The organism is Maridesulfovibrio salexigens DSM 2638, assembly GCF_000023445.1.
Taxonomy (GTDB): domain Bacteria; phylum Desulfobacterota; class Desulfovibrionia; order Desulfovibrionales; family Desulfovibrionaceae; genus Maridesulfovibrio; species Maridesulfovibrio salexigens.
In genome coordinates, this window is record NC_012881.1 from 447,439 (window position 1) to 472,708 (window position 25,270).

Genomic DNA, 25,270 nt, shown 5'->3' on the forward strand with positions numbered 1-25,270 from the left:
CCTCCCTCCTTTGGTGGGGTGATTTCAATTGTCTAGATTTTAGAAGTAATGTCCGGGAAGACCACGTAGAACATGAGGTAAGCCATGATCAGGGTCAGGCACAGGTTGAGGGACTGGCCGCATACGTAAAGGATGAGCGGCTTTCCGCCTTTGAAGTAGTGCTTGAGTTCACGGAAGTTGGTTGCCAGTCCGATTGCTGCAAAGGAGAGGCAGAAGAACCATCCACGGAAGATGCGGGAGAAGCCGCGCAGTACACCCTGGTCGATCATGGTGAATCCGGCGTCGGAACCGAGTGAGGTGTAGACGATGGAGAAGATCACGGATGCAGTCAGGAAGCCGAGCACGAATTTAGGGAAGCGGTGCCAGATTTCCATAGCGTGTACTTTCTGTCCTTCAACAGCTTCAACCTTGGTTGCCCAGTAGATTGCAATACCGAATGCGGTAACACCGATAAGCACGTTCTGGATCATTTTGATGGTCGCTGCCACGTAGAGAGCCTTTTCGGAAAGGAAGGCCCCGGCTGCTGCAACAGCACCGGTGGCGTCGATGGTACCACCCATCCATGCTCCGCCAAGAATAAAGGGCATTCCGGTTCCCTTAATGATAGCGGGCATGACGATCATCATGATGGAAGTGAAGACAAGGGAAAGACCGATTGCGAGGGTAAGTTCCTCTTTCTTGGCCTTACATGCCGCAGCCGCTGCAATAGCTGCGGAGGTACCGCAAACGGACATGTCAGCGGAGATAACCATGTTCAGGGTTTTGGAAGGTACCTTGATAACTTTCTGACCGAAGATGAAGGTAGTGATCAGAACAACAGGGGTAACTACCCATGCTACGAAGATACCGGGAATGCCGATAGCGACAACCTTGTTGAACAGAACTTCCGCACCAAGCAGAACCAGACCGGTCTTGATGAAAAATTCAACCTGCAAGGCTTTCTTAGCCCAAGTAGGTGTTCCGATGGTGTTTGAGATAACCAGACCGATGGCAATAGCCCATGCAGCATAACCGATACCGTATTGCTTCATGGTTGCCTGACTGGCCATAAGGTAGGATGCGATAGCAACAGCGAAGACCAGACCGAAACCTTTGAGGAAGGGCTTGGCGTCACCATCGATGAAACGCATACCTATTGCGAAGAACAATCCGAAACCGATCATGAGCACAAAGAGAGACGGGATCAGGTTAAAAGGCTTGTTCTTGATTTTCTTTTTGGCAGAGCTTTCTTTAGCGCGCAGTTTCAACCAGGATTCAATGGATGCAGAAGCAGCTGTGTTCAGGCTGGCATCTTTAAATCCGGCCTGTTCAGCTTTCAGCTGTGCTGCGAGAGCTGCTGTTTTCGCAGTGTCTGCTGCTGCTTTTGCTTTCAGGTATTTAGGCATGGCTGCTGCGTTCTTGGCATCAGCCTGTTCCTGAGTCTGGATAAAAGCGTCCAGCGGGTTGGTGGTCCATTTCTGAGGCTTATTCATGAACCCTTTGATAGCCTTACCAATGGGTGCATTCTTAGCTTTAATTTTTTCTTTTGCGGTCTGGGCCTCGTACCAGGCTACGGTCTTAAAGGGAGCACGGGCGGCTTCCTCGGTCATGATCGCATTTTGCTTGGCGAACATTTCTTCCATGCCCGCAGGCTTGTTGTTGAAGAAGATTATTGCGCCAACGGTCAGGATCAGGAATCCCAGCCAGATGGCCCAGTAATCTTCTTTTTTCCAGAGGTCGGACCAAGAGCTTTGAGCCTTGTCGACCACTACGTCGCTATTCTGTTTAGCTGCATTTTCTGCCATTTCTAACATTCCTCCAAAAGTATTTTGCAAAACAGGCCTAGACCTGCGTGTGTCCGTAGGCATGCTTTAGGCAAAAGGCGGGCCAGAATTTTACACTTCTTAAGTTGTTGAAAATAAAAGATTATTTCTTGAAGGGGTGATTACTTGGGCTTGCAGTTGCCTATTGTGGACTGCAAAGCAAAGTTTGCAGTTGTTTTCTCCGCCGGGACTGATCTTTGTTTCCCGAAGCGGCCAAGTATGATACTGTTTATTTGGCCTCTAGTCTGTTTATGCCTGTTGCAGTCAGGATATCTATCTGATTTTCCAGCACGTATTCGAAAGCGGAGGAAGCATGGAACTACTCGATCTGGGCAGGAAACCTGTAAGTGAAGCAAAACCGGCCGGTGCGGATGCCCGTTACGAACCGGAGTATGACCTTTTGCAGCAGGAAATCGACAAGCTTGCCAGCGCCACAGCGGGCGGTGCGGTGGACTGGAAGCGGGTGGTTAAGCTCGGCTCTGTCATCCTGAGCAGCAAATCCAAGGATCTGAAAGTAGCCTCATATCTGGCTGTAGCGCTTTTGCATCTCAAGGGTGTGGAAGGTCTTTCGGCAGGGGCGCAACTGCTGCTCGATTTGATTTCCAACTTTTGGGATACCCTTTATCCGGCTAAGAAACGCATGCGCGGAAGATTCGGAGCCATCAGCTGGTGGGACGAGAATGCCGAGAAATTTTTGAAAAATTATGACGGTGACGAGCTGCCCAAAGAAGTTGTCGATCTCTTGGATAAGAGGATTAACGATCTTGATGCAGCCTTGGCGGAGAAGTCTGAGGACGCGCCTATTCTTCACGATCTGTCCAGTTATGTGCAACATCTTCCCGTGACCGCCCCAGTTGAACCGGAACAGTCTGCTCCCGTTGCAGATGAGTCTCCAACGGTTTCAACTCCTTCAGCCCCTGTCGCCTCCGCTGATCCTGTTGTGGTAAATGCGGGTAATATCTCTTCTCCTGAAGAATGCTCTGCCGTACTCAAAAGCGGGCTTTCTGTCCTCGCTCCTGTTTCTGAATATTTCCTTGCAAATGATCTGGCTGCAGCCGAGGGCTACAGGCTGCGGCGCATGATCGCGTGGACGTCCATTTCCGCTCTTCCTCCGGCGGAAAATGGACGGACCATGATCCCTGCACCGGACGGTCCGGTTAAAGATTCCATTGCCAGTCAGCTTAAGTCTGCTGATTTTGCCGGGGCCTTGCGCGAAGCCGAATCCCGTATCGGTGAGTATCTGTTCTGGCTGGACCTAAGCCGCATGTCTGCTGAAGCCCTTAAAGGACTGGGTGAAAATCACGCCGCAGCGATTGCTGCTCTTGAACTGGAGACACAGTTTTACGTGCAGCGCTTGCCTGCTTTGGCTTCTTTGAGTTTTGCCGACGGCACTCCTTTTGCCGATCCCAAGACCCGCTCATGGTTGCAGTCCCTTGGTAGTTCAGGGGCAGTCGATTCCGGTGCTGAGAGCGATGAAGTGTCTGAAATAATGGTTAAAGCCAATCATCTTGCTGCGGATAAAAAATTATTCGAGGCAGTTTCCCTAATTTGTGATAGGATCAATACATCTCCCTCCCTGCGCGCTGCTTTTCGGCTGCGTTCCGGTTTGACCGGACTTCTTACTGCGGAAGGGCAGGCAGGAGTGGCTCATGTGCACGCAATTGAGTTGCTTGAACAAATTGACAGTTCCGGGCTTGCTGAATGGGAGCCGGAACTGGCTTTAACCGGATTGCGGGCAGCCTATGAAGCGGTAGTCGCGGAGGGCGGGCCGGATTCAGCAGTAAAAAGTATTGAGATTCTACAGCGTATCAGCAGGCTCAGCCCTGTTGAAGCGTTGAAGTTAAACGGTGTTAATTAAACAGTTTGGACTGTTCCCAGAAACTTTTCAGCGGAGGGCTTAAATATGGCTAAAGAAGGTTCCGTAGCTCCAAAAGAGCGGGTCAATATTGTTTACAAGCCTGATACCGGAGATGCCAAGGAAGAGGTCGAGCTTCCTCTCAAACTGCTGGTGGTCGGCGATTTTACCCAGAAAGACGATGACCGCATGGTCGAGGATCGTGATCCGGTAAACATCGACAAGGATAATTTCAACGAAGTTCTCAAGGCTCAGGATCTTGAACTGAACATGGGCGTTGAGGACAAGCTTAGCGGTGATTCTGATGCTCAGATGGCGGTCAAGCTCAAGTTTGAAAGTCTCAAGGACTTTGATCCGGACCGGATCATCAGTCAGGTTCCTGAATTGCAAAAGCTCATGGAACTCCGCGAAGCCTTGAAAGCACTGAAGAGTCCGCTCTCCAATGTACCGGAATTCAGGAAAAAGGTTCAGGAATTGGTCAAGGATGACGGCGCACGCGAAAAGCTGCTTAAAGAACTTGGAATCGAGTAAGGGAGATTATCCATGGCAGAAGAAAAACTTGAACAACAGCAGGCTGAGCAATCAACAGCCGAAGTTTCGCTTCTTGATGACATCGTGGAGGCTACCAAGCTCAAGCCCGAAGACGAAGCTTATTCCGTAACCAAAGCGGGCTTGCAGGCTTTTCTTGAAGAAATGGTCAAACCTGAGCGCGCGGGAGCCAAAGTTTCCGGCAATCTCGTTGACGACATGCTGGCCCAGATTGATGAAAAACTTTCTGCGCAGATGGACAGCATCATTCACAACAAGGAATTCCAGAAAATGGAATCCTCATGGCGGTCGCTCAAGTTTCTGATAGACCGCACGGATTTCCGGGAAAACGTACGTATCCAGATGATGAATGTCTCTAAGGAAGACTTGCTGGACGATTTTGATGATGCCCCGGAAATCACCAAATCCGGTCTCTACAAACAAGCCTATACCGCAGAATACGGTCAGTTCGGTGGTCAGCCCTTCGGAGCCATTATCGGTAACTATGATTTCGGGCCCGGACCGCAGGATATGAAACTGCTGCAATACACAGCGTCAGTTTCAGCCATGTCCCACGCGCCATTTATTGCCGCAGCGGGACCGGAATTTTTCGGCATTGAAAAATGGAGCGAACTGCCCAATCTCAAGGATCTTAAATCCATTTTTGAGATGCCGCAGTATGCGAAGTGGAATTCATTCCGTGAATCTGACGATTCTCGCAATGTCGGGCTGACCCTGCCTAAATTCCTGCTTCGTCTTCCTTACGGTCCGGAAACCCTTCCGGCCAAGAGCTTCAATTATCAGGAAACCGTCTCGGATGGCGATGATGATTTCTGCTGGGGCAATACTGCGTTCGCATTTGCTTCCAAGCTGACAGATTCATTCGCCAAGTACCGCTGGTGCGCAAACATCATCGGTCCGCAGGGCGGCGGGGCTGTGGAAGACCTGCCCCTCTATCAGTATGAGGCCATGGGAGCAGTTCAGACCAAGATTCCCACACAGGTGCTTCTCTCAGAGCGCAGGGAATTCGAACTTGCCGAGGAAGGTTTCATCGGTCTGACCATGCGTAAGGGCAGCGATAACGCGGCTTTCTTCTCAGCCAACTCCTGCCAGAAGCCTAAGTTCTTCGGCACCAGCAAGGAAGGCAAGGAAGCGGAGCTCAACTACAAGCTCTCCACCCAGTTGCCTTATATGATGATCATGGACCGTCTGGCTCACTACATTAAAGTTATCCAGCGTGAGAATATCGGCACATGGAAGGAACGTGGCGATCTTGAGCGCGAACTCAATACGTGGATTTCCCAGTATGTCACCGAGATGGACAATCCTGCTCCAAGTGTGCGCAGCCGCCGTCCTTTACGTATGGCCAAGATTGAGGTCAGCGATGTGGAAGGCGATCCCGGCTGGTATCAGGTTTCCCTGAAGGCCCGCCCGCACTTCAAGTACATGGGTGCATCCTTCACCCTTTCATTGGTGGGCAAGCTGGAGAAGGAATAGTTAGTCGAAAGAGTCCGGCTGTTGTTTTCGTACGGCAGCCGCTGCATTGGGCAACCTTTAATCATGAATTTTGAGGAGAAAGGTTATGGCACTTACTTCGTATATGAAAGTAACAGGAAAGACTCAGGGACAGATCAAGGGTGATTGCACCCAGACCGGCGATAAAAAAGATACCATGCTTATCTATGCGCTGGATCACAATGTGGAAATCCCCAAAGATACCCATACCGGACTGCCCACCGGACAGCGTATCCATAAGCCGTTCACTGTGACCAAACACGTGGACAACGGTTCTCCGAAACTCGCTCAGGCCTGCTGTAAGGGTGAGCAGCTTACCGTTGAAATTGATCATTATCATATCGATCCCACCGGAATCGAAAAGAAATATTACACCATCAAGATGGAAGAGGCGATTATCGTCAATCTGCACAGCTACAAGCCTGTTACCTTCCTGCCCGACAACAAAGGTTACCATGACATGGAAGATGTCAGCTTTACCTATTCCAAGATTACTTGGACCTACGCTGACGGCAATATCGAATACACTGACGATTGGAAGTCCAGCTAAAAATGATATTCAGGACAGGGGAGCCCCCTGTCCTGAATAAAGGAGAAAATCTTGACCACTCAGCGACTTCTTGAACGTATCCGTTTTATGGAAGAGGACCCGGATTGGCGCGATTCTGCCGATCCGAGTCAGGTGGTCAAGTCTGTGCTCGATTATTTGCGTATGATCCTGAACACCCGTCAGGGTAATGCCCAGATCGCGCCGGATTTCGGGGTACCGGATTTTACTTCAATGATTGGGGCCACAGGGCTGGATGCAGTGCGGTCTATTGAAGAATCCATGACCGAGGTTGTTCTCAAGTATGAACCCCGTCTGGCAAACGTACACATCGAATTCGTTCCCATGGAGGATAACCCGCTGGCTCTGCATTTCAAGTTGCAAGCAAAGCTGGCACTCGAAGGCCAGGATATGCCCGTAGTGTTCGAGACGGTACTTGATCCGGACGGCCAGATTTCAGTGAAAGATAACTAACGCCTTAAATAGGGCTGCCGGAGGCATATCATTCATGATAGAAAAGTATTATCAGAGGGAACTGAGCCACTTGCGCGAACTGGCGGTGGAATTTTCCAAGACCCACCCCGCGCTGGCTCCCATGCTGACCGGATCAGGAGCTGATCCAGACGTGGAACGGCTTCTGGAAGGTTCGGCTTTTTTGTCCGGCATGATCAACCAGAAGCTGGATGATGAATTTCCTGAGATAGTACACGGTCTGGTGCAGTTGGTTTTCCCGCATTACTTACGCCCCATCCCTTCAACCACCATAGTAAAATTTACTCCTAAACCTAGCCTGATGGAAAGCATCCGCGTTCCGGCAGGAGCGCAGATCGGATCAATCCCGGTCAGCGGAACATCATGCATATTTTCAACAACCTATGATGTTGATTTACATCCTCTTTCCATCACTGATGTGGAGCTGGTCAAAAGCGCAGGTACCTCCGGTTCTCTGATTATCAATCTGGAATTGAGCGGTCTTCCACTGGAAGAGTGGGATAATTCCAGCTTGCGCTTCCACCTGACAGGAGACTCAGCTTCAGCCTCAATGCGCTATAAGTTTTTGTTCAATTATATCCGTGAGATTCAGATCAGCGGTGAAGACGGAAGCTTGTGCGTACTTGGGAAGAGCAATTTCAAGGCAGTCGGCTTTGAGGATGACGAAGCACTGTTGCCTTATCCTTCGCAATCCTTTCCGGGTTACAGGATTTTACAGGAATATTTTATCCTGCCGGAAAAGTTTCTTTTTTTCGAGATTACAGGACTGGACAACTGGCGTAACCGGGGCAGCAACGGAAAATTCAAGATAGTTCTGGAGCTGGAAAAGGTTCCGCAGACCTTTGACCGCTTCACTAAAGACGATCTTTGCTTGTTTGCAACCCCGGCAATCAATTTGTTCAAGCGTGATGCCGAGCCGGTGATTCTGGATCATAAGCGCCCGGAATATCAGGTTCGTCCTTCTGGAGATTCCGGTGGTGATTATCAGGTCTACTCCGTGGATAACGTGGTCGGTTATGTTCAGGGTACTGTAGAGGAAAAGCCGTACAAACCATTTCATATGTTCAATCCGCAGGCCGGGGAAATGCCTGTCTATACAGTGCACCACCGCCGTTCTCCGGTACGGGATAAAACGGATATTTTTGTTTCCGTGGCTTATCCGGCGCAGGGGGAGGAACCTGTTACCGAAACCCTGTCCATGGCCTTGACCTGCACCAACGGAACCTTGCCGGAAAAGCTGCGTTACGGGGATATCAACAAACCAACCGGAACTTCACCGGAGCTGGCTTCATTTGAAAATATCCGCCAACCCACTTCCCCTGTACAGCCTCCGCTGGGACGGAACCTGCTCTGGCGACTGCTTTCTCATCTTTACCTCAATTATCTTTCTGTTGCGGATATGGAAAGCCTGCGGGCCATGGTCAAACTTTATATTTTTACTGATACCCGCGACCGCAGTTCGGTGGTCGCCAATACCAAACGAGTTGAGGCCATTTCCGGCATGGAGGTCAGTGAGGGAGACCGTCTGGTACGCGGACTGGTCATGCGCGGCCGGGAGATCAAGATGTCGCTCAGCTGTGACGGATTTGCCAACAGCGGCGATCTCTATCTGTTCAGTTCGGTGATGAACCGCTTTTTTTCCGGCTATGCCTCGGTCAATTGTTTCACCCGTCTGACTGTTGAGGACACCTTAAACAAGGAGATCTACAAGTGGACTGCGATGATCGGAAACCGTCCTCTTCTGTAACCGGAAACCTGTTTAATACACCGACCGGGTATTCCTTTTTTCAGGCCATCCGTCTGCTGCGGCTGCATTCGCATCATTGCACGGGTAAGGAGCTTGAAGAATTTTTCCGTGATCACCTGCGGGTGCGTCCGCAGCTTTCACTCGGCTTTCCGGCAACCGATCTGACCGACATTGAGCAGGAAGAAGGTGAAGATGGCGATCTTTACCATCTGGAAGCGACCTTTCTGGGGCTTTATGGAGCTTCCTCGCCGCTGCCTGTTTTTTATACAGAGGAATTGCTGTCCGAGGCTTCGGAAGACAAGTCCGTTACCCGCGATTTCCTGAATATTGTAAACAACAACGCGTATATACAGTTTTTCCGTGCTTGGAGCCGTTCAAGGCTGATGATTAAGGCTGTGGATGAGCAAGACCATTCATGGCTGGAGCGTTTGGACAGTCTGCTTGGTTACGGACACTATAAGGCATTTTCCCATGTTCCGCCCGAGTGTCGCCGTTATCGCCACATCGGACTCTTAACCCAGTACCCGAGAAGTGCTCTGGGCCTTGAAACCCTGCTTAAGGATTCTTTGCAGCATGCAAAAATCCATGTGGAGCAATGCGTGTTGCGTAAAGTTAAGATTCCAGAAGACCAGCGTTTTTGCCTTGGAGAAAGTTCCAACACGCTTGGTGAACGATCTTGGGTCGGAGAGGAACTGGAAGACCGTAACAGCAAGTTCGCGGTACATTTGCAGGGGCTTGATTCAGCCCGTTATCACAGGCTGCTGCCCGGTGCTGAGGGCGGGGATAAATTGGATAATCTGGTGCGTGGCTATCTGGTGGAGCCGTTCAAGTATGATCTGGTTCTTGAAATGAAACCCGGCGAGGCAAACACGGCTGTCCTAGGCGGAGATAAGTGGTCTGGTCTTGGCTGCGATACCTGGGTTTTTGCCGGGGATCATCTAGAATATGCAAAAGCGTCTTTTCCCAATAAAGGCGGACACATCCATGAGAGGTATGAAGCATGATCAATGTAGACATAAGAAATCTTCTTTCAAAGCTGGACACCTTCTGCACCAATGCATTGCATAACGCAGCAGGCTTGAGTGTTTCGCTCAGCAATTACGAAGTTTCAGTGGAGCATTTTTTCATCAAATGTGTTGAGGAAGTGAACAGCGATCTGCCGCTTATTTTCCGTCAATACGGAGTGGAAACCCCGCGTATTACTGCCGCCCTTACGGATGTGTTGCAGGATTTCAAGACCGGAAATTCCGGCAAGCCCGTGTTTTCGCCCATGCTGCTGGAGCTTTTTGAAGACGCATGGCTGATTTCTTCAGTGGAGCTTGGTGAAACCCGCATTCGTTCCGGTGCTGTACTCTTGGCCTTTCTGGGGAAACCTAATTTTTATGCTTCCGGCAATTACGCAGATTTGTTCTCAGCCATCAATCGCGAGACTTTGCTCAAGGAATTCTGGACCGTAACCAAGGGATCAGTGGAATACAAAATGCCCGCTGCCGCTCCCGGTGAAGCATCTGCTCCAGCCAAGGGTGAAGGCGGATTTATTGAGCGGTTCTGCATTGATTTTACTGCCAAGGCCCGTGAAGGCGGTATTGATCCTGTTTTCGGACGTGATCCGGAAATGCGCCAGATGGTGGATATTCTTGCCCGCCGCCGCAAGAATAATCCTATTCTTGTTGGTGAACCGGGGGTCGGTAAGACTGCGGTCATCGAGGGGCTGGCCTTGCGCATCACTGAAGGCGATGTGCCGGAAATTTTAAGCGATGTGACCCTGCTCGGTCTGGACATGGGACTGCTGGAAGCCGGAGCCGGAATGAAGGGCGAGTTTGAGAACCGTCTCAAGGGCGTAATTGATGAAATCAAATCCAGCGAGACTCCGATCATCCTTTTTATTGATGAAGCGCATACTCTTGTTGGTGCCGGAGGTTCCGCCGGGGGTGCGGACGCTGCTAACCTGCTTAAGCCTGCACTTGCCCGCGGGGAGCTGAAAACCTGCGCTGCCACCACTTGGACCGAATACAAGAAATATTTTGAGAAAGACCCTGCTCTTGCCCGTCGCTTTCAACTGGTCAAGCTGGATGAGCCGTCCGTTGATACTTCGACCATCATCCTGCGCGGTCTGCGTGAAAGCTATGAAAAGGCTCACAACGTGATCATCCGTGATGATGCTAACGTTGCTGCCGCTGTTTACTCAGATCGCTATATCGCCGGACGTTTTCTGCCGGATAAAGCCATTGATCTGCTGGATACAACCTGTGCGCGGGTGAAGGTTAATCTTTCGGCCAAACCCGGACGGCTGGAGGATTGCCAGCGCGTGGTGCAGGCTCTTGAACGCGAAAAGAAGGCAGTTGATCGGGATCGCAGTAACGCGGTCGAAGTGGACGAGGATCATTACAAGGATTTGCTGGCGCAGATTGAAGCGAAGAATGCTGAGGCCGCAGAAATCAGCGAAAAATGGCTTAAGGAAAAGGATGCCGCCCATGCTGTTCTGGATGTGCGGGCGCAGATTCAGGAAGCTCGCAACGCTGAACCGATAGATGAAGACGGTCTTAGCAAGCTCAAGGATGATTTGGACAAGGCTGACGCTGCGCTTACTAATCTTCAGTCTGATGATCCTATGGTCCAGATTGAAGTCACTCCTGATTTAGTGGGCCGCGTTGTTTCCGACTGGACCGGAATTCCGGTGGGCAAGATGGCCCGTGACGAGGCCGCAACAGTTGCGGATCTTGACGATAAACTCAAAGTCCGCATTAAGGGACAGGATCAGGGGCTTGCCTCCATCGCCGAAGTCATCCGTGCTTCCAAGGCCGGAATCAAGAACCCGGATCAACCCATCGGGGTGTTTCTGCTGGTCGGTCCTTCCGGTGTGGGTAAGACCGAGACCGGACTTTCATTGGCTGATTTACTTTTCGGCGATGAACGTTCCGTGGTCACCGTGAATATGAGTGAATTTCAGGAGAAGCATACCGTATCAAGGCTGATCGGTTCGCCTCCCGGTTATGTTGGTTACGGTGAAGGCGGCATGCTTACCGAGGCCGTGCGCCGTCAGCCTTATTCCGTTGTTTTGCTGGATGAGGTGGAAAAGGCACATCTGGATGTGATGAACACTTTTTATCAGGTCTTTGACAAGGGCGTGCTCACCGATGGCGAGGGCAAGGATATCAATTTCAGAAACACCATTCTTATTCTGACCTCCAACCTCGGCACGGATGTCATTCAGGAAATGACTGCCAGTCTTGATCCGGGTGATGAAATGCCCATGGACGCTGTGCTTTCCGCTGTGCGGCCTATCCTTTCCCAGCACTTCAAGCCCGCATTGCTGGCTCGCATGAATGTGGTGCCTTACTTCAGCCTCAACCCTGAAGCCATGAAGCTGATCACTAAGCTCAAGCTGGGCAAGCTGGAAAAGATGCTTCTCGCCAACAACAAAATGAAGCTGAGTTATGATGATTCCGTGGTGGATCAAATCGCGGCCCGTTGTACCGAGGTGGAAACCGGAGCAAGAAATATTGAATATATCCTGAACGGCAATGTGCTGCCGAAGATGTCCAAGGAAATCCTGATACATATGACCGAGGGCGGTATGCCTGCGGCAGTGCATCTGGGCGTGGATGAAGACGGTTCCTTTAATATGGAATTTTCCGCTGAATAATGAGCATGAGAGGGTAGTTTTATGGCAGATACTTCCAAACCCAAATTTGTGTTTGAGTCCAAGGGGGCGGATAAGAATACCTTCAGCGTGGTCCGGTTCAAGGGCACCGAAGGCTTATCGACCATTTACCGTTTCAGTATCATGTTGATTTCGGAAAAGAATGACCTCGATATCGGTTCCATTCTTCAGAACCCTGCGGAATTCACCATCAAGCGTGATGACGGGGATATTCCGTTTAAGGGTATGCTCAGTTCTTTTGAACAGCTTCATCAGGCCGGAAAGATTTGTTTCTACCGTGCAGAACTTGTCCCGAAGCTCTGGTGGGCGACCCTGACTCATTGCAATCAGATATTCCTGAACGAAAATGCGCAGGGATTCTTAGGTGATGTGCTCAAGAAGGCCGGACTTAAGGAAGGCCTGAATTTTGATTTCAAACTTCAAGGATCGTATCCCTCATGGGAGTATATCTGCCAGTATGATGAATCCCATTTCAATTTTGTCTCCCGCTGGATGGAACGGGACGGCATGTATTATTATTTTGAGCAGACCGATCAGGGCGAGAAGATGGTTATCACCGATACCCATATTTCTCATTCACCCATGAAGGAAGGGACCAGCCTGACCTATTCCCCACCGAGCAATCTTGACCACACCCACCGTGAGGAGATCGTCAAGAATTTCATGCTCAAGCAGCAGCCTCTGCCTAAAAAAGTGCTGCTCAAGGATTACAACTACCGCAAGCCCAGTCTTGAAATGAAAGCCGAGGCCCTCGTTTCCCAACAGGGGATGGGTGAAATCTACATTTACGGTGAACATTTCAAGACTCCGGGTGAAGGAAACACGCTGGCCCAGATCAGGGCGCAGGAATTCCTTTGCCGTGAAAAGGTTTTTCACGGCGTTTCCACTGTTCCCTACATCCGCACCGGATATATTTTCGAATTGAAGGATCATTACCGTCAGGATTTCAACCAGCGCTACCTGACCACGGAAGTTGTGCACGAGGGTAGTCAGGAAGCTTATCTTGTTTCCGGTCTGGGATTGAATCTCGCTGAAGACGCGGATCGTCTTTACTATCGCAATTCATTCACCTGCATACCTGCGAACACGCAGTTTCGTGCTGAGCGCAAGGCTGTGAAGCCTAAGTTTGCAGGCACCATTAATGCCAAGGTCGATGCTTCGGGCAGCGGGCAATATGCCGAGCTGGATGGAGAGGGCCGCTACAAGGTGATCATGCCTTTTGACGAATCCGGGCGCAGCGGCGGCAAGGCCACCACTTGGTTGCGCATGGCTCAACCTTACGGTGGTTCCAACCACGGCATGCATTTCCCGCTGCATAAAGGCACAGAGGTATTGATCACATGTGTGGAGGGCGATCCGGACAGACCTATTATCCAGTCTGCGGCTCCCAACCCGGAAAACCCCAGTATGGTCAAAGATGCCAACCAGACCAAGTGCATCATTGTTACCGGAGGCCAGAACCTTTTCCATATTCAGGATAAGCAGGGCAGTGAGGGTATGCACCTCAAAACTCCCAAAGATAACACCTATGTGCGGCTTGGCTCAGCAGCAGCGGAACCTGCAGGCAGCTCCAGTTCAATGACTGAGGAAAAAGTAAAGCAGATAGCTGACGAGCAGATCGAAGCGAAAAAGAAAGAAGAAAGTCTAGCTCTCTCCACCGAGGGTAATATCAAAATTAACGGTAAGAACATTGCCAGCTATATCCTCGGTAACGAGAGCAAGGTAGTTGTCGGATTTTCGCAGCTTGTGAACATCGGTAACGATACCAAGTTCTTCGGTGCGCTTAAGGAGGATATCGTTGTCGGCATGGAGACCGGAATAAAACTCGCCCTGCTCAATGAGATAACTGCCACAAAGAATGGTCTGGTGGCGGGTACGGCCCTTAAAGCCGAGACAGAGCGAGAGGAGTTGATAGCCGATCATCATCGTATGAACATAGATATGACTAAGCTTAATGCTACCTGTGCTGAAATTAATGGCGATTTGAGCACTATCCGTGAAGCTCACACCAACTTAGCCATGGATTTTGATGATTTGAAAGGAGCTACCGCAGAGTTGGCAGGTGAGTCCAGCAAGCTTGCTGGAGAGGTGGAAAATCTTGGCGGTCAGTTAACAGAAGTTGCCGGTGATGTCTCTGAAGTTTGTGGAGAATTGACTAAGATTGCCGGAAGTAAAACTAAGGTGTCTGGAGAAGTTATTAAGGCATGTGGAGACAAGACTTCTGCAGTTGCGGCTTTCTCTCAGGTTTCGGCTGAATCAAGCCAAATTTCAGGTGAAATGAATAATATCGCAGGTCTCATTAGCAATATTTAGCCCCGGAGCCACATGAAGATATTCAAGGAAAAGCAGCATTCCTTTTTTCCGCGCCCGCTCGGTATAGGGGATAAATTCTACCTCAGTGTCGGGGTCATGGCTTTTTTTGACCTCAATGATCCCGGCAATCTGCTGGATGAGCAGGAGCTTTGGAAGACAGTCCCCGGTGAGCTTGGCCCCAAACCGATCATTGATCAGGGTGTGCCTAAGCCGCGCGGTGAGTTTCTGGTTAGTGGATCATGTTTTGCTCCACGTGGACAGTTACGTCCGGCTTCACAGGTGCAGGTGCGTGTTGGTGAAAAGGAAAAAACGCTGAATATCTTCGGAGATCGTTATTGGAAAAACGGTCTGATCACCGAACCGGAACCGTTCGTGGAAATGCCCGTGGTCTGGGCAAATGCATTCGGAGGATCGGATTACGCTAAGAATCCGCTTGGCAAAGGTATGGACAAAGTTCCTATGCCGGACGGTTCCGAGGTTATTCCGTTGCCTAATGTGGAGTTGCCGCAGCAGCAGATCGGTTCGCCGTCGCAGAAAGTTGATCCTGCCAGTTTCGGTCCTCTTGACCTGATGTGGCCGCAGCGGGCGAAGAAGAACGGCACTTATGATGAAAAATGGAAGAATGAGCGTTGGCCTTTTTACCCGGATGACATGAATTACGAATTCTTCAATGTTGCCGGTGAAGACCAGTTCATGGATGGTTATTTCAAGGGTGGGGAATCAGTATTAATCAAGAATATGCACCCCGATTTTCCGCTTATAGAGAGTTCGTTGCCGCGCTTGCGCATGCGTTGTTTTGTGACTGTAAATAAGAATTTTAAGCCGCATCAATTTCCGGTGGGACCGCTGCCATCCCACCAGATACAAGAAGATGAGGAGTTCCGCGAAGTTTCCACCCGTCTGGAGACAGTGTGGTTTTTTCCTAAGATCATGCGCGGGCTCCTCATCTATCGCGGAACAACTGAGGTTGTTGATGATGAAGGCGCAGACGTGTTGCGAGTTATGATCCGTCACGAAACTCAGGATGAGGAAGCCAAGTCCCTTGAGCACTATCGGGATTTACAGATCAAGCTTCTTGATCGCGGTGTGGATATTGATCTGTCCAAGGCTGAGGAAGTTATGCAGCAGGCTAAAAAGTCTCTGCTCAAAATTAAAAATATTCCCAAATTCGCGGACGAAATACGTCAGAAGGCTCTTGGAAACCGTCCCAAAATGCCTGCGCAAGAACCGGAGGAGGTAATTGCCGGGGCGCAGAAAATGATCGCCGGACATTACAAGACGTTGGATAAGCTTGAATCCATAGCTCGCAAGGCCCATGCAGAGCACGGTCATCTGGTTAAAATTAATCTTGGTGTCTTTGACAAATTCCGGGGCAAAATCGCCGATATTGAAAAGAAGCTGGATGCAACCGGAACAAAAATATCCGCTACCAAGAAGAAGCTGGAAGAATCCCGTAAGGCCATGGTCAAGAATGCTTCGACCAAGCTGAAAGGCGTTAAGCCTGAACATCTTAAGGAAAGCGGTTTTGATCCAGATGAACCTCTTCCTAAGGACTTCCCTTTTCATAAGAAAGTTAATCCATGGCATGATCGTGGTTTTCCATTGGTGGCGCAGTGGCGCAGGGCACTGGAAAATGATCGCGAGACCATGAAAAAGCTTACTGATTTAGGCCTCGAGCGCAAGACCATTAAGCGCATGTGGATGGGGGTGAATGCTGAAGCCCTGAGCGAATCCCCGGCGGATTGGGGCTTGGAAGGTGATGATGAATTTGTCATCCCCGTAGGATTGATGCTGCCACGTTTTGACGGTCCGGTTCTTAATCACATCAAGATCAATCCGGGTAATTTTGCTGAAGCTGAGCCGGAGCTCGTTCCCGGTTCAAATGAAGAACCCTTATTTCTGCCCAGTTCCACTCTGATTGATCTGCCGACTATGCCTGCGGCTGCTGCGGCTCCGGTAGTCTGCGTTGCTGATGAATTACAGGCTCTGTTTATGGAGCAGGAAGTTGGTGATTTTTGCTCCATCCTGACTCTTGGTTCAGCCAAGGAAAAGCCTGGTAAGCATGCAGCTAAGGAACTGAAGAACGCATTGGCAGTGCTGGTTGTCCGTCCTGAAAAATGGAGCACGGACAGCGAACTAAGGAAAGAATGGGCCGATTGGCAGTCGGCATTAAAAACAGCTCAGCCGTTGGAGCTTGAGCATGGGCGTACTGTTTTTGAATCCAGCAAGAAAGGCAGCGATATCCGCCAATGGGTGCTGGATCATCTGCCTGAAGAGCATGCTGCGGAACATGCCATGCCTATGGCTATGCCCGAAAAAGGTGAGCTGCCGGATGGCGAATTTCTGAAAGGTTTCATGCCTCCATTCCCGGACGTTAAGGGCTTGGCAAAAGGTATCCACGCCGAGGTTAAAAAGAGTATTGAGGCTAAGTTTGAGCCTGTCAAAGCCAAGCAGAAGGAGATGCTCAACCTGATGCGCGAGAAGGCCGAGAAATACTCCAAATTGGGAGCAGATCCCTCAAAAGTAGTACTTGAACCCACAAGACCGAAGTCGACAGCTACGCAAGTAGGCAAGGATGCCGCAGCTAAGGTCAGGGCCAAAGCAGCTGAATTGAAGCGGCGTAACTTGCTGACCCCGGAAGATGCCCAGAAAATGGAAGCTGAGGCTGCAAGGATGGAAAAGACTGGCGCAAAGCTTGATGCCGAGAATGCAAAGCTGCTTAAGAAATTTGAGGCCAAAAAAATTGAAATGGCTGAAGGTTTGAAGAAGCTTGAAGCCAAGGAATTACCTGATGCAGCCAAGGCCAAACTTGCCGAGCACGGACTCAGTGCGGATTCTCTGCGTGCGCTGACTCGTGAGGAAGTCCAGCGCTATCATGAACAGGGCAAATCATTAGTCGGTGCAGTGCTTAGCGGAGTGGATCTTTCCGGTCTTGATCTCAGTGGAGCGGATTTAAGCAAATGCCAGCTCCAGAAGACTAATTTCAAAGGCGCAATTCTTGACAATGTTAAGTTCGTTCAAGCTATTGGAATGTCTGCCGACTTTAGCAAAGCTTCCCTCAGAAGGGCGGATCTAAGTCGTGGGTTATTCAATAAAGCTTTGTTCGTTGAAAGTGACTTGAGTGAGGCAAATGGAGCGCAGGCTATTTTCAAAGGTGCGCAATTTCCAAAAGCAGTGCTGCGCGATACCAATTTTGACATGGCCATTCTTGAGAAAACCGACTTCAGCGAAGCCGAGCTTAAGGGTGCACGAATCAACATGTGCATGATCAGCGGGAAGGCAGACAAAGCCGATTTCAGTCAGTCGAATATTAAGAAATCCATCTTTAAAGCGTCTTCACTTACCGGAGCTGATTTCAGCGAAGCCTCGGTAAACGAATCTCTATTTAATGATGTTGATGCACACAAGGTCAACTTCACTGATGCCAATCTGGATAAGTTGCGTACCGGACGTAATTCCAACTTCAAGGATTCGGATTTCCGCCATGCCACCTTGCATGGTGCAGCCCTGCGTGAATCTGATTTTACCGGATCGGATTTCCGGGGTGCGGACTTTGAGAATGGTCTGATTGATAATTCGCAATTGGTTCGGGCCAACTTGAACGGTGTTTCTGCCAAGGGTGCACGGTTTACCAAGAGTAATCTTGAAGGAGCTTCCATGCGCGCTGCAAACGTTCACATGGGGGGGATGCGTAAGGCCCGCTTAGTGGATACTGACTTACGCGGATCCAACCTTTTTGCCGTGGATTTCTACAAATCCGTGCTCGGCGATACCCGTTTCGAGGCTGCCAACTTAAAGCGCAGCCAGCTGCACGGAAAACTAGAACTGCTGGATGACGACTTATGAGCACACTGAATCGCGAACAGATACTTGCGGCCATTGCCGACAACCAGACCTTGCAGGATATAGACCTTTCCGGGGCCGATCTCTCCGGTGTTGATCTGACCGGAGGGCGTTTCCGCAATGTTAAATTTCACGGGGCTGACCTTTCCGGGGCTAACATCCTCAAGACAGGATTCAAAAATTGCGAATTTAACGAAGCCCGTTTTGATGGAACTGACCTGACCAAGGTTAATTTCCAAGGAATGAGCTTCCCCGGTGCCTCTTTCAAGGAAGCCAAAATCCACATGGCCATGCTTCAGAAAGCAGATTTCAGTGAGGTTGATTTCAGCGGGGCGGAACTTACGTGGTCCATGGCTCAGCATTCCAGCTTCACGGGCGCGAACATGCGTTCCATGAAGATCGTCAAGACTGTACTTTCCCATTCCAACCTGGACGGAGCCGATTTCTTCGGGGCCAATTTTGATCGGGTTGTCTGTAACGGTTCTTCTTTCAAAGGTACTAAGTTCAAGGGTGGAACATATTTCAAGATGATGATGCGTGAAGCGGACTTGGAGAATCAGGATATTTCCGGTCAGCTCTTTTCACAGGTGTTGCTGGACAGTGCCAATCTGCGGGGAGCGAACCTTTCAGGTGCAGACATGACCATGTCCAATTTCATGGGCGCGGACTTAACCGGAGCAAATCTGTCCGGCGCAGTTCTGCGCAGTTGCATGCTCAGCGGTGCCGTCCTGCGCGAAGCTGATTTCACGCGTGCCGATCTCACCAAGGCTTATCTGGGCGGGGCAGATGCGACCATTGCGGATTTTTCCGGTGCTACTATGGTTCACTCAATTTTCACCAAGGCTATTTGTCAGGCCACAAAATTTAATGGGGCCAGTTTACAGCATTCAGATTTTTCGCATGCCGACCTGACCCATGCGGATTTCAGCAGGGCCTTCATGTATCGGGCCAAGTTGCATCGCATAATCGAGAAAGATACACGCTGGGATGGAGCGACTCTGATTATGCTGCAAGGTACGGACAAAGATATGGAGGAAGCCGAAAACTGGGTGCATGGTTAGGCATGCCTTCGGCGACCCTGCCGGGGGCCTTAAACCCTTTTGGAAAAAGGGTTTAAGAATCCCAAAACTTTTTATTAGCCGCTTCGCGGCGGTTTTTAGTTAAGTGTTGTGCGATGGAAAAGAAATACGGTTCTTCAATTACGGGAGGATATATGAATAATCTGGCTGAAAAACATGAAGCGGTTACACCCCAGCTTGAGTACGGGCGGGTGATTCTGGCTGATGGCGGTGTTGTGGTTGAGACTTCCCTTGGAGAACTTGAGGCGCAGAAGGCGGCCAGTTGTCTGGTCAGTCCTGAAGCGGGTGATAGTGTGCTTGTGTCTGTGGACACAAAGGGCGGGGTCTGGATTCTATCCGTGCTTGCTCGTGCTGCTGATACTGCTACATCACTAGAAGTTGATGGCGATGTTACTCTGCGAAGTAAAAATGGAAGTCTGACCATTGCCGCTGACGATGAATTAAACTGCATCAGCGATAAGGCTGCCTTGCATTCCAATGAGGTTGAAATTTCAGCTGGCAAGGTTTCGCTTACCTCGCGCTTGTTCAGCAGTAATGTGGAGCGGGTGAAGAAGGTCGCCGGGAATGTGGATGAGGTCAGCCGGGAGTTTACCCGCCGGGTGGTCAACTATTTCCGCTTCACCAAGGAGCATGAAGATTGTCAGGCCGAATCGCGCAGGCAGTTAGTGGATGAGACCCTGACCATACAGAGCAAGAATGCCATGATCGTTTCAGAGGAACACGTTAAAATAGACGGTGAACTGATTCATATGGGCTAAAAATCAAGGAGTATCATATGTTTGCGCTTACCATGGGAGCAGGGATGGACATGGGCTTCCCGGATGTCTGTCTGACCCCGGCAGGTCCGGTTCCGGTGCCGGTTCCGTATCCGAATATTGCTGAGTCAGCGACATCGGCCCCGGCAGCATACAACGTGCTTTGCGATTGCATGCCGACCCTTAATCAGGTTTCGCTTGGGCTGGTCAGTGAAGGAGATGAGCCCGGTGTTGAAATGGGCGTTGTCTCGCATCTGGAGTCCGGTCAGACAGAGTACATTGTCGGCTGTATTACCATCCTTGCGGACGGCATACCCGTGCAGCGGCTGACCAGCGTGACAGGACAGAACTGCCTTGCGGTTTTACCCAACGCCCCCGGAGTTTGCGCTGTTCCCAGTCAGGTAACGGTTTTGACTCTGGGATGATGCCTCCAGCGGCTTAAACCCTTTTGCAAAAGGGTTTAAGAATCCCAAAACCTTTTAATAATTTTAGTTGATTTTTGTCGTGGAAAACTCGTGGTTAATAGTGGCGAAGTCCTAATAAAAGTTTTTGAAGTGTCCAGAGAAACTTTTTTCAAAAAGTTTCTTTGGCCCTCGGAGAGCCGCCGGAGGCATATATGTCAAAAAGCATCTTCATTTCTATTCTTGAAAAAGACGAAGCCAAGGGTAAGGGCCTTTTCCAGACCGTTACCCGCTACGGCCTTGGCGTGAACGGTCATTTCTGGTCCGACAATCTTGAAAAGATGGAATGGGCCGGCCCCATTGGTGAGATGGACAAGCCGGAAGTCGGCGTCTGGCTGATCAAGGGCGGCAAGGCCAGCTATGAGAATCCGGACATCCGTTTTGGACTGGGACTATTGGCAGCGGCAGTGCAGGCTAGGCGCGGTCACGGATTCCCGATCCTGTGCATCTGTGATGACGGCGACCTTGATTCCGCAACTTTGCCGACCATGCTGCGGGGCGCGGAAGTTGTGGATGAAGCCAAGCTCGGTGCGAAGCTGGCAGCCAAAGCCAATATGCCGATCAAAAAAGTTGATACGGAATACCGTTTTGATCTTTACCCTTTGCCGAGTCTGGGGCTGTGGATCGAGGTCGGTCCTGCTCCGGGTCATAAATGGAGTGGGGCTTTGCTCGGTGTAAGCGATGGCGACATAGCTGCGCACGGCGTAGGTCCTGCCGGACAATTGCCGGATAAATGCGTGCTTAACTATCCCATGAAGGGCTTGAAAATGGAAATGGGTGGCAAGAATTTCATCGGCTGGGCCGTGAAAAACGAGCTGGGCGAAGATGAATCATATTTTGTAAAAGTAACAGGAACACCGGACGCACTTATTTTCGGTGAATTTCCGGACGGCGATGATGCCGAGTTCTATTCTTTAGAATTCAAGTGAAATTCGTTAAGTAAAGTGGCGAAGCCTAATAAATAAGTTTGGGATTCTTAAACCCTTTTTAAAGGGGTTAAGCCGCCGGAGGCATACTCGTTCATCAAAAAGCGCGAAGCGCACCAAATCACCAATTAAATCCAAAGCTAATGGGTGCATTCCCGGGCAGGATTTCCGCGCCCGGAGTAATGGAAATCTCAAGGGGAATCGTCTCGCCGGACGGTTCTCCTTTTTTGATGCTCAAATCCTGCGGTTGCGGATATCCCTGCTGCTGGAGGAACAGTGCAATTGCTTCGGTTAATTGCGATTCAATGTCGCTGAATTCTTTGCGCTTTGCCGTTGATAATAGAATCAGAAAATGAATCAATCCTGAAAGATAGAACCGCAGATTTGCCGGACCACCGTCTATGGTTGTTGCGCCGATTAGAAAAGCCTGATCGCCGTTAAAGGCGAGGACGTTTATGCCAGCCTGTCGGAAATCCTTGATTCGTTCTGTTCCTAGGGGCGGATTGATCGGTGCAGGTCTTGGGCCTTCGGCAAGGGGTAATCCGTCCAGCCGAGTGCTGGAATGGTCTGCAAAAAGGGTGGACCTGCCGTGTTCGGAAAGGCTGCGGGTGCAGAGGGCTGCTGCGCCCCATACGGAGTTAGTCCAGAGTGGCCCCCGTTCGGAAAGGGACGTTTGTTCAAATCCGGCTTCAGGTGAGTGCATGGTCCTGCCCATGATGGTTCCGGCACAACCGATTATCCATCCGGCGGAAGGCTGCGGGCGCAGAGTTTTCCAGCGTCCGTATTCCGCGCCTTCCAGCAGGGTTGGGATGAAGGGCAGTTTGTCTGCTTCGGCCCAGTTTTCCAGCTCAAGGAATTTCGGCCCGAAAGCCACCATTGCCGGGGCGATCATGGATTCCGCAAAATCCATGATCCGTTCCAGAATTTCCATTGACCGTGGCGAATTGTTCAGGCTGTGATCGACCAGAATTAACTCCGGTGGGGAATCAGCAAGCTCCTGCTCCAGTTTATCCAGAACTGGAATCAGGTTGTTCTCGGAAATGGGGACGAGCATGAATTCAACACTGACCTTGCTGCCGGAAGGAACCTGCCGGGACAGCAATTCCAGACCGCGCCATGGGGACTCCATTTTTCTGAAAACTGAATCAGCGAAAACTGCTTGCAACAGTTCGCTTTTGGGGCGTTCGTGTCGACTGGACGTGGCTGTGGGGTGATCGTTCTGTCCGCTGTTGACCATGGAAAGGATGTCATCAAGAACGGCGGAACTTCTGGGAGTGGGCGTTGTTTGTTTTGAAGGGGGTGAGTCTTCTGCCATCTGGCTGGTGATATTTTTAAATTCCGGGGTTCGGCTGATATTCTTGGGCCTGAAATCCGCCATTCTGCTGATGGAAATATTGATGGATGCAGCGGGGAAATGGTTGCGGTCCAGAGAGATATCAAGACTGGGGTTAATCTCAGCCAGAGCTTGGTCTATGGAAGATGGATCGGCCTTTATGCGCGGGGGATTGTCTGTTGCCAGAGTCGGGGAAAAGGGGGCCAGCATTAATAATTTGAAAGACGGAAGCTCGATATGCATGAAGACCTCACTGCGGTTATATTGCAAACAGGAATCGAAGCCATATTAACGCAGATTACGCTTCGGGGGCAATAAGGTGTTTTGCTTTTGTGCTTAAATTGCATCTGTCATCGACATAAAGTTATTTTACGTGTAAATTGCTGTTAAGTACTGAATTCTCTTTTGGTGGCTCCAACTATGCAATCGGAGGGCGGATTGTGCGCGGCAGATTATTGATACTCCTGTTACTCCTGCTAGTGGCTGTTTGCAGTTGCGGTGGCAAACAAAAGCCGGTTAACCCGACAACTGTGACCACTCCGGCTTCAAGTCCGGATCAGATGAAGTGGACTTACCAGATCAATGCCATTTCCTTTAAGCTGGGTGTGGATAAGAATCTCAATGAATATGATGATGCTCCACATACCTTGCTGCTCTGTTTTTATCAGCTTTCAAATCTAAGTAAATTCAATGAATTGGCAGGCACTTCCACCGGTGTGGAAAAGATGCTCAATTGCACCAGCTTTGACCAGAGTGTTACGCAGGTCAAACGTGAGTTTGTACAGCCGGGACGCAATTCGACCATCACCATGGACCGTGCCGAGGGTACCAAGTTCGTGGGTGTGGTTGCCGGATATTATGATTTACAGGGCAAGGCTTCACGCACTTGGCAGATTCCCATGGATGTGAGTGAGACGGGCATGCTTTGGTGGGGAGATACCTGGTACGCCCCTGCCAAGCTGGATGCAATGATCATTCTCGGACCCCATGAAATTCAAAAGGTGGGGGAGTAGGATATGCATGCAGATAAGCCATTGTTCTGGCATCAGGGACTGTTCCTGCAACCCCAGCATTTCCAGCTTTCGGACCTGCATCAGCTGCATCGTTTCCGGGCTATGCGCCAGTACGGATTGCCGTATTTCTGGGGGGTCTCCGGGTTAAAAGTCCGTGAGGGTGCCCTTGAACGCAAAAAATTTGAAGTTACTGAAATTGAAGTCTTCTTTGATGATGGTAATCTTGTGACCTTTCCGGGCAATGCCCATATTGAACCCCGTTCCTTTGAGGACGCATGGGAAGAGGGCGGAAAGCCTTTCACTGTCTATCTGGGGCTGCGCAAGTGGAATCCGGAAGGCGGCAATGTTGCGCAGGTTGAAGATACCGCCGCTTCGGTGAATACTATGTACGCAGTTTCCCCGGATCCGGTTGAACAACCGGACCTGCTGGGCAGCGGGCCTGCGGCCCAGATCAAGCCCATGCGCTATGTTTTGCGTTTATTCTGGGAAAATGAACTGGATGATCTGGGGGCCTACAACATTATTCCCTTGGCCCGTTTGGAGCGTGATGTTCAGGAAGTGTGCCTTGATGAAAGCTTTGTTCCTCCTTGCATCACCCTGAGTGCTTCAAGATGGCTGCGCCATGTTTTCAGTGACATCAGTGATCAGGTTGCTTCGCGTTGCCGCAGGCTGGAACAGTATAAGAATCCTGCCGGACTCGGGTCCGGTGATCTTGATTTTACTTCCACCGTTTTCCTGCTGGTTTTGCGTACCTTGAACCGTTACGCCCCGCAGCTGGATCATTTTGCTGCGGCTCCGCATATCCATCCGTGGCACGCTTATGGGCTGCTGCGGCAGATTATCGGGGAGCTGTCATCATTCTCACGGGAAATGTCCGCTCTTGGGGAAGGCCCTGACGGAAAGAAGGTCCTGCCCGATTACGACCATGAAAATATTGGGCCCTGTTTTGAAAAGGCTCGCGAGATTATCACAAATATTTTGGACAGCCTGACTGCCGGACCGGAATTCATGAGCCAGTTCGTGTTCAGTGATCCTTACTTCACCGTGGAATTGCCGGAACGTGCCTTTGTTGCCGGGAACAGCTTCTGGCTGCTGATAAAGACCGAGAATCCGGAACAGGCTTTGCCGGAACTCATGAATATCGCCAAGCTTTCCGCAACCCACGGCATGAGTAATCTGCTGGCCCGAGCGGTACAGGGTATAGGCATGGTTCATATGGAAAATCTGCCTCCCGGATTGCCTAGGTCCAAGGATGCCCTGTGCTTCCGCATTGATACCGAATCCCCGCATTGGGAGGACGTGGTCCGTTCAGGAAGTCTTTCTCTTTATTGGGATAGCGCGCCCAGTGACCTTGCGGTCTATATAGCCGCCATGAGGGGATAGGTGATGAATCTTAC

18 protein-coding genes are annotated in these 25,270 nt (G+C 50.5%); 16 read left to right on the forward strand and 2 right to left on the reverse strand.

Translation table 11 applies throughout. From position 1 onward, the window contains the following. Positions 1–32: 32 nt before the first annotated feature. Positions 33–1,784, reverse strand: a complete 1,752-nt coding sequence (locus tag DESAL_RS02100) for a YeiH family protein (RefSeq protein WP_012766009.1) — start codon at positions 1,782–1,784, stop codon at positions 33–35. A 331-nt stretch (positions 1,785–2,115) separates the two neighbouring features. Here DESAL_RS02100 and tssA point away from each other — a divergent pair, with 331 nt between their 5' ends. From tssA to DESAL_RS02170, 14 genes are all read left to right on the forward strand, one after another. Next, positions 2,116–3,660, forward strand: coding sequence for a type VI secretion system protein TssA (gene tssA / locus DESAL_RS02105; protein ID WP_012766010.1), 1,545 nt, complete (start codon positions 2,116–2,118; stop codon positions 3,658–3,660). Positions 3,661–3,705: 45 nt separating this feature from the next. Next, the gene (gene tssB, locus DESAL_RS02110; protein WP_012766011.1) at positions 3,706–4,188 is read left to right on the forward strand and encodes a type VI secretion system contractile sheath small subunit; all 483 of its coding nucleotides are present in this window, start codon (positions 3,706–3,708) and stop codon (positions 4,186–4,188) included. 12 nt (positions 4,189–4,200) lie between these two features. Beyond that, positions 4,201–5,682: a type VI secretion system contractile sheath large subunit gene (tssC, locus tag DESAL_RS02115; RefSeq protein ID WP_012766012.1), complete on the forward strand. Its 1,482-nt coding sequence runs from the start codon at positions 4,201–4,203 to the stop codon at positions 5,680–5,682. Positions 5,683–5,767: 85 nt separating this feature from the next. Next, a complete protein-coding gene (locus DESAL_RS02120) occupies positions 5,768–6,250 on the forward strand; it encodes an Hcp family type VI secretion system effector (protein ID WP_012766013.1) in 483 nt (160 codons plus the stop codon). A gap of 51 nt (positions 6,251–6,301) precedes the next feature. Continuing rightward, the gene (gene tssE / locus DESAL_RS02125) at positions 6,302–6,721 is read left to right on the forward strand and encodes a type VI secretion system baseplate subunit TssE (RefSeq protein WP_012766014.1); all 420 of its coding nucleotides are present in this window, start codon (positions 6,302–6,304) and stop codon (positions 6,719–6,721) included. A 34-nt stretch (positions 6,722–6,755) separates the two neighbouring features. Then, positions 6,756–8,486, forward strand: a complete 1,731-nt coding sequence (gene tssF, locus DESAL_RS02130) for a type VI secretion system baseplate subunit TssF (protein WP_012766015.1) — start codon at positions 6,756–6,758, stop codon at positions 8,484–8,486. Next, the gene (gene tssG, locus DESAL_RS02135; RefSeq protein ID WP_012766016.1) at positions 8,450–9,490 is read left to right on the forward strand and encodes a type VI secretion system baseplate subunit TssG; all 1,041 of its coding nucleotides are present in this window, start codon (positions 8,450–8,452) and stop codon (positions 9,488–9,490) included. Before tssF ends, tssG begins: the two co-directional genes overlap by 37 nt. Continuing rightward, on the forward strand, positions 9,487–12,132 hold the full coding sequence (gene tssH / locus DESAL_RS02140; protein ID WP_012766017.1) for a type VI secretion system ATPase TssH: 2,646 nt from the start codon (positions 9,487–9,489) through the stop codon (positions 12,130–12,132). The genes tssG and tssH overlap by 4 nt, the downstream gene beginning before the upstream one ends. Positions 12,133–12,153: 21 nt before the next feature. After that, positions 12,154–14,463 (forward strand): type VI secretion system Vgr family protein, encoded by a 2,310-nt coding sequence (locus DESAL_RS02145; protein ID WP_012766018.1) that lies wholly within the window; start codon positions 12,154–12,156, stop codon positions 14,461–14,463. A gap of 12 nt (positions 14,464–14,475) precedes the next feature. After that, positions 14,476–18,309, forward strand: coding sequence for a DUF2169 domain-containing protein (locus DESAL_RS02150; RefSeq protein WP_012766019.1), 3,834 nt, complete (start codon positions 14,476–14,478; stop codon positions 18,307–18,309). Further along, entirely contained in the window at positions 18,306–19,367 is a 1,062-nt protein-coding gene (locus DESAL_RS02155; protein ID WP_012766020.1) for a pentapeptide repeat-containing protein, read from the forward strand. Before DESAL_RS02150 ends, DESAL_RS02155 begins: the two co-directional genes overlap by 4 nt. A 152-nt stretch (positions 19,368–19,519) precedes the next feature. Then, a complete protein-coding gene (locus tag DESAL_RS02160; protein WP_012766021.1) occupies positions 19,520–20,143 on the forward strand; it encodes a DUF3540 domain-containing protein in 624 nt (207 codons plus the stop codon). A gap of 17 nt (positions 20,144–20,160) precedes the next feature. Then, positions 20,161–20,565 (forward strand): DUF4150 domain-containing protein, encoded by a 405-nt coding sequence (locus DESAL_RS02165; RefSeq protein WP_012766022.1) that lies wholly within the window; start codon positions 20,161–20,163, stop codon positions 20,563–20,565. Positions 20,566–20,756: 191 nt separating this feature from the next. Beyond that, entirely contained in the window at positions 20,757–21,530 is a 774-nt protein-coding gene (locus DESAL_RS02170; protein WP_012766023.1) for a hypothetical protein, read from the forward strand. A 118-nt stretch (positions 21,531–21,648) separates the two neighbouring features. On the opposite strand, the gene DESAL_RS02175 is transcribed toward DESAL_RS02170, so the two are convergent. Continuing rightward, positions 21,649–23,103 carry a type VI secretion system contractile sheath domain-containing protein gene (locus tag DESAL_RS02175; protein ID WP_012766024.1) on the reverse strand — a complete coding sequence of 485 codons (1,455 nt, stop codon included), beginning with the start codon at positions 23,101–23,103 and terminating at the stop codon, positions 21,649–21,651. 197 nt (positions 23,104–23,300) lie between these two features. Here DESAL_RS02175 and tssJ point away from each other — a divergent pair, with 197 nt between their 5' ends. Beyond that, positions 23,301–23,873 carry a type VI secretion system lipoprotein TssJ gene (gene tssJ / locus DESAL_RS02180; RefSeq protein WP_012766025.1) on the forward strand — a complete coding sequence of 191 codons (573 nt, stop codon included), beginning with the start codon at positions 23,301–23,303 and terminating at the stop codon, positions 23,871–23,873. Positions 23,874–23,876: 3 nt separating this feature from the next. After that, positions 23,877–25,256 carry a type VI secretion system baseplate subunit TssK gene (gene tssK, locus DESAL_RS02185; RefSeq protein WP_012766026.1) on the forward strand — a complete coding sequence of 460 codons (1,380 nt, stop codon included), beginning with the start codon at positions 23,877–23,879 and terminating at the stop codon, positions 25,254–25,256. Positions 25,257–25,270: the final 14 nt, after the last annotated feature.

Coding starts and splice junctions, on each gene's coding strand:
- DESAL_RS02100 (WP_012766009.1), bottom strand. CDS start 1,784: ATGGCAGAAAATGCAGCTAAACAGAATAGCGACGTAGTGGTCGACAAG.
- tssA (WP_012766010.1), top strand. CDS start 2,116: ATGGAACTACTCGATCTGGGCAGGAAACCTGTAAGTGAAGCAAAACCG.
- tssB (WP_012766011.1), top strand. CDS start 3,706: ATGGCTAAAGAAGGTTCCGTAGCTCCAAAAGAGCGGGTCAATATTGTT.
- tssC (WP_012766012.1), top strand. CDS start 4,201: ATGGCAGAAGAAAAACTTGAACAACAGCAGGCTGAGCAATCAACAGCC.
- DESAL_RS02120 (WP_012766013.1), top strand. CDS start 5,768: ATGGCACTTACTTCGTATATGAAAGTAACAGGAAAGACTCAGGGACAG.
- tssF (WP_012766015.1), top strand. CDS start 6,756: ATGATAGAAAAGTATTATCAGAGGGAACTGAGCCACTTGCGCGAACTG.
- tssH (WP_012766017.1), top strand. CDS start 9,487: ATGATCAATGTAGACATAAGAAATCTTCTTTCAAAGCTGGACACCTTC.
- DESAL_RS02145 (WP_012766018.1), top strand. CDS start 12,154: ATGGCAGATACTTCCAAACCCAAATTTGTGTTTGAGTCCAAGGGGGCG.
- DESAL_RS02150 (WP_012766019.1), top strand. CDS start 14,476: ATGAAGATATTCAAGGAAAAGCAGCATTCCTTTTTTCCGCGCCCGCTC.
- DESAL_RS02155 (WP_012766020.1), top strand. CDS start 18,306: ATGAGCACACTGAATCGCGAACAGATACTTGCGGCCATTGCCGACAAC.
- DESAL_RS02160 (WP_012766021.1), top strand. CDS start 19,520: ATGAATAATCTGGCTGAAAAACATGAAGCGGTTACACCCCAGCTTGAG.
- DESAL_RS02165 (WP_012766022.1), top strand. CDS start 20,161: ATGTTTGCGCTTACCATGGGAGCAGGGATGGACATGGGCTTCCCGGAT.
- DESAL_RS02170 (WP_012766023.1), top strand. CDS start 20,757: ATGTCAAAAAGCATCTTCATTTCTATTCTTGAAAAAGACGAAGCCAAG.
- DESAL_RS02175 (WP_012766024.1), bottom strand. CDS start 23,103: ATGCATATCGAGCTTCCGTCTTTCAAATTATTAATGCTGGCCCCCTTT.
- tssK (WP_012766026.1), top strand. CDS start 23,877: ATGCATGCAGATAAGCCATTGTTCTGGCATCAGGGACTGTTCCTGCAA.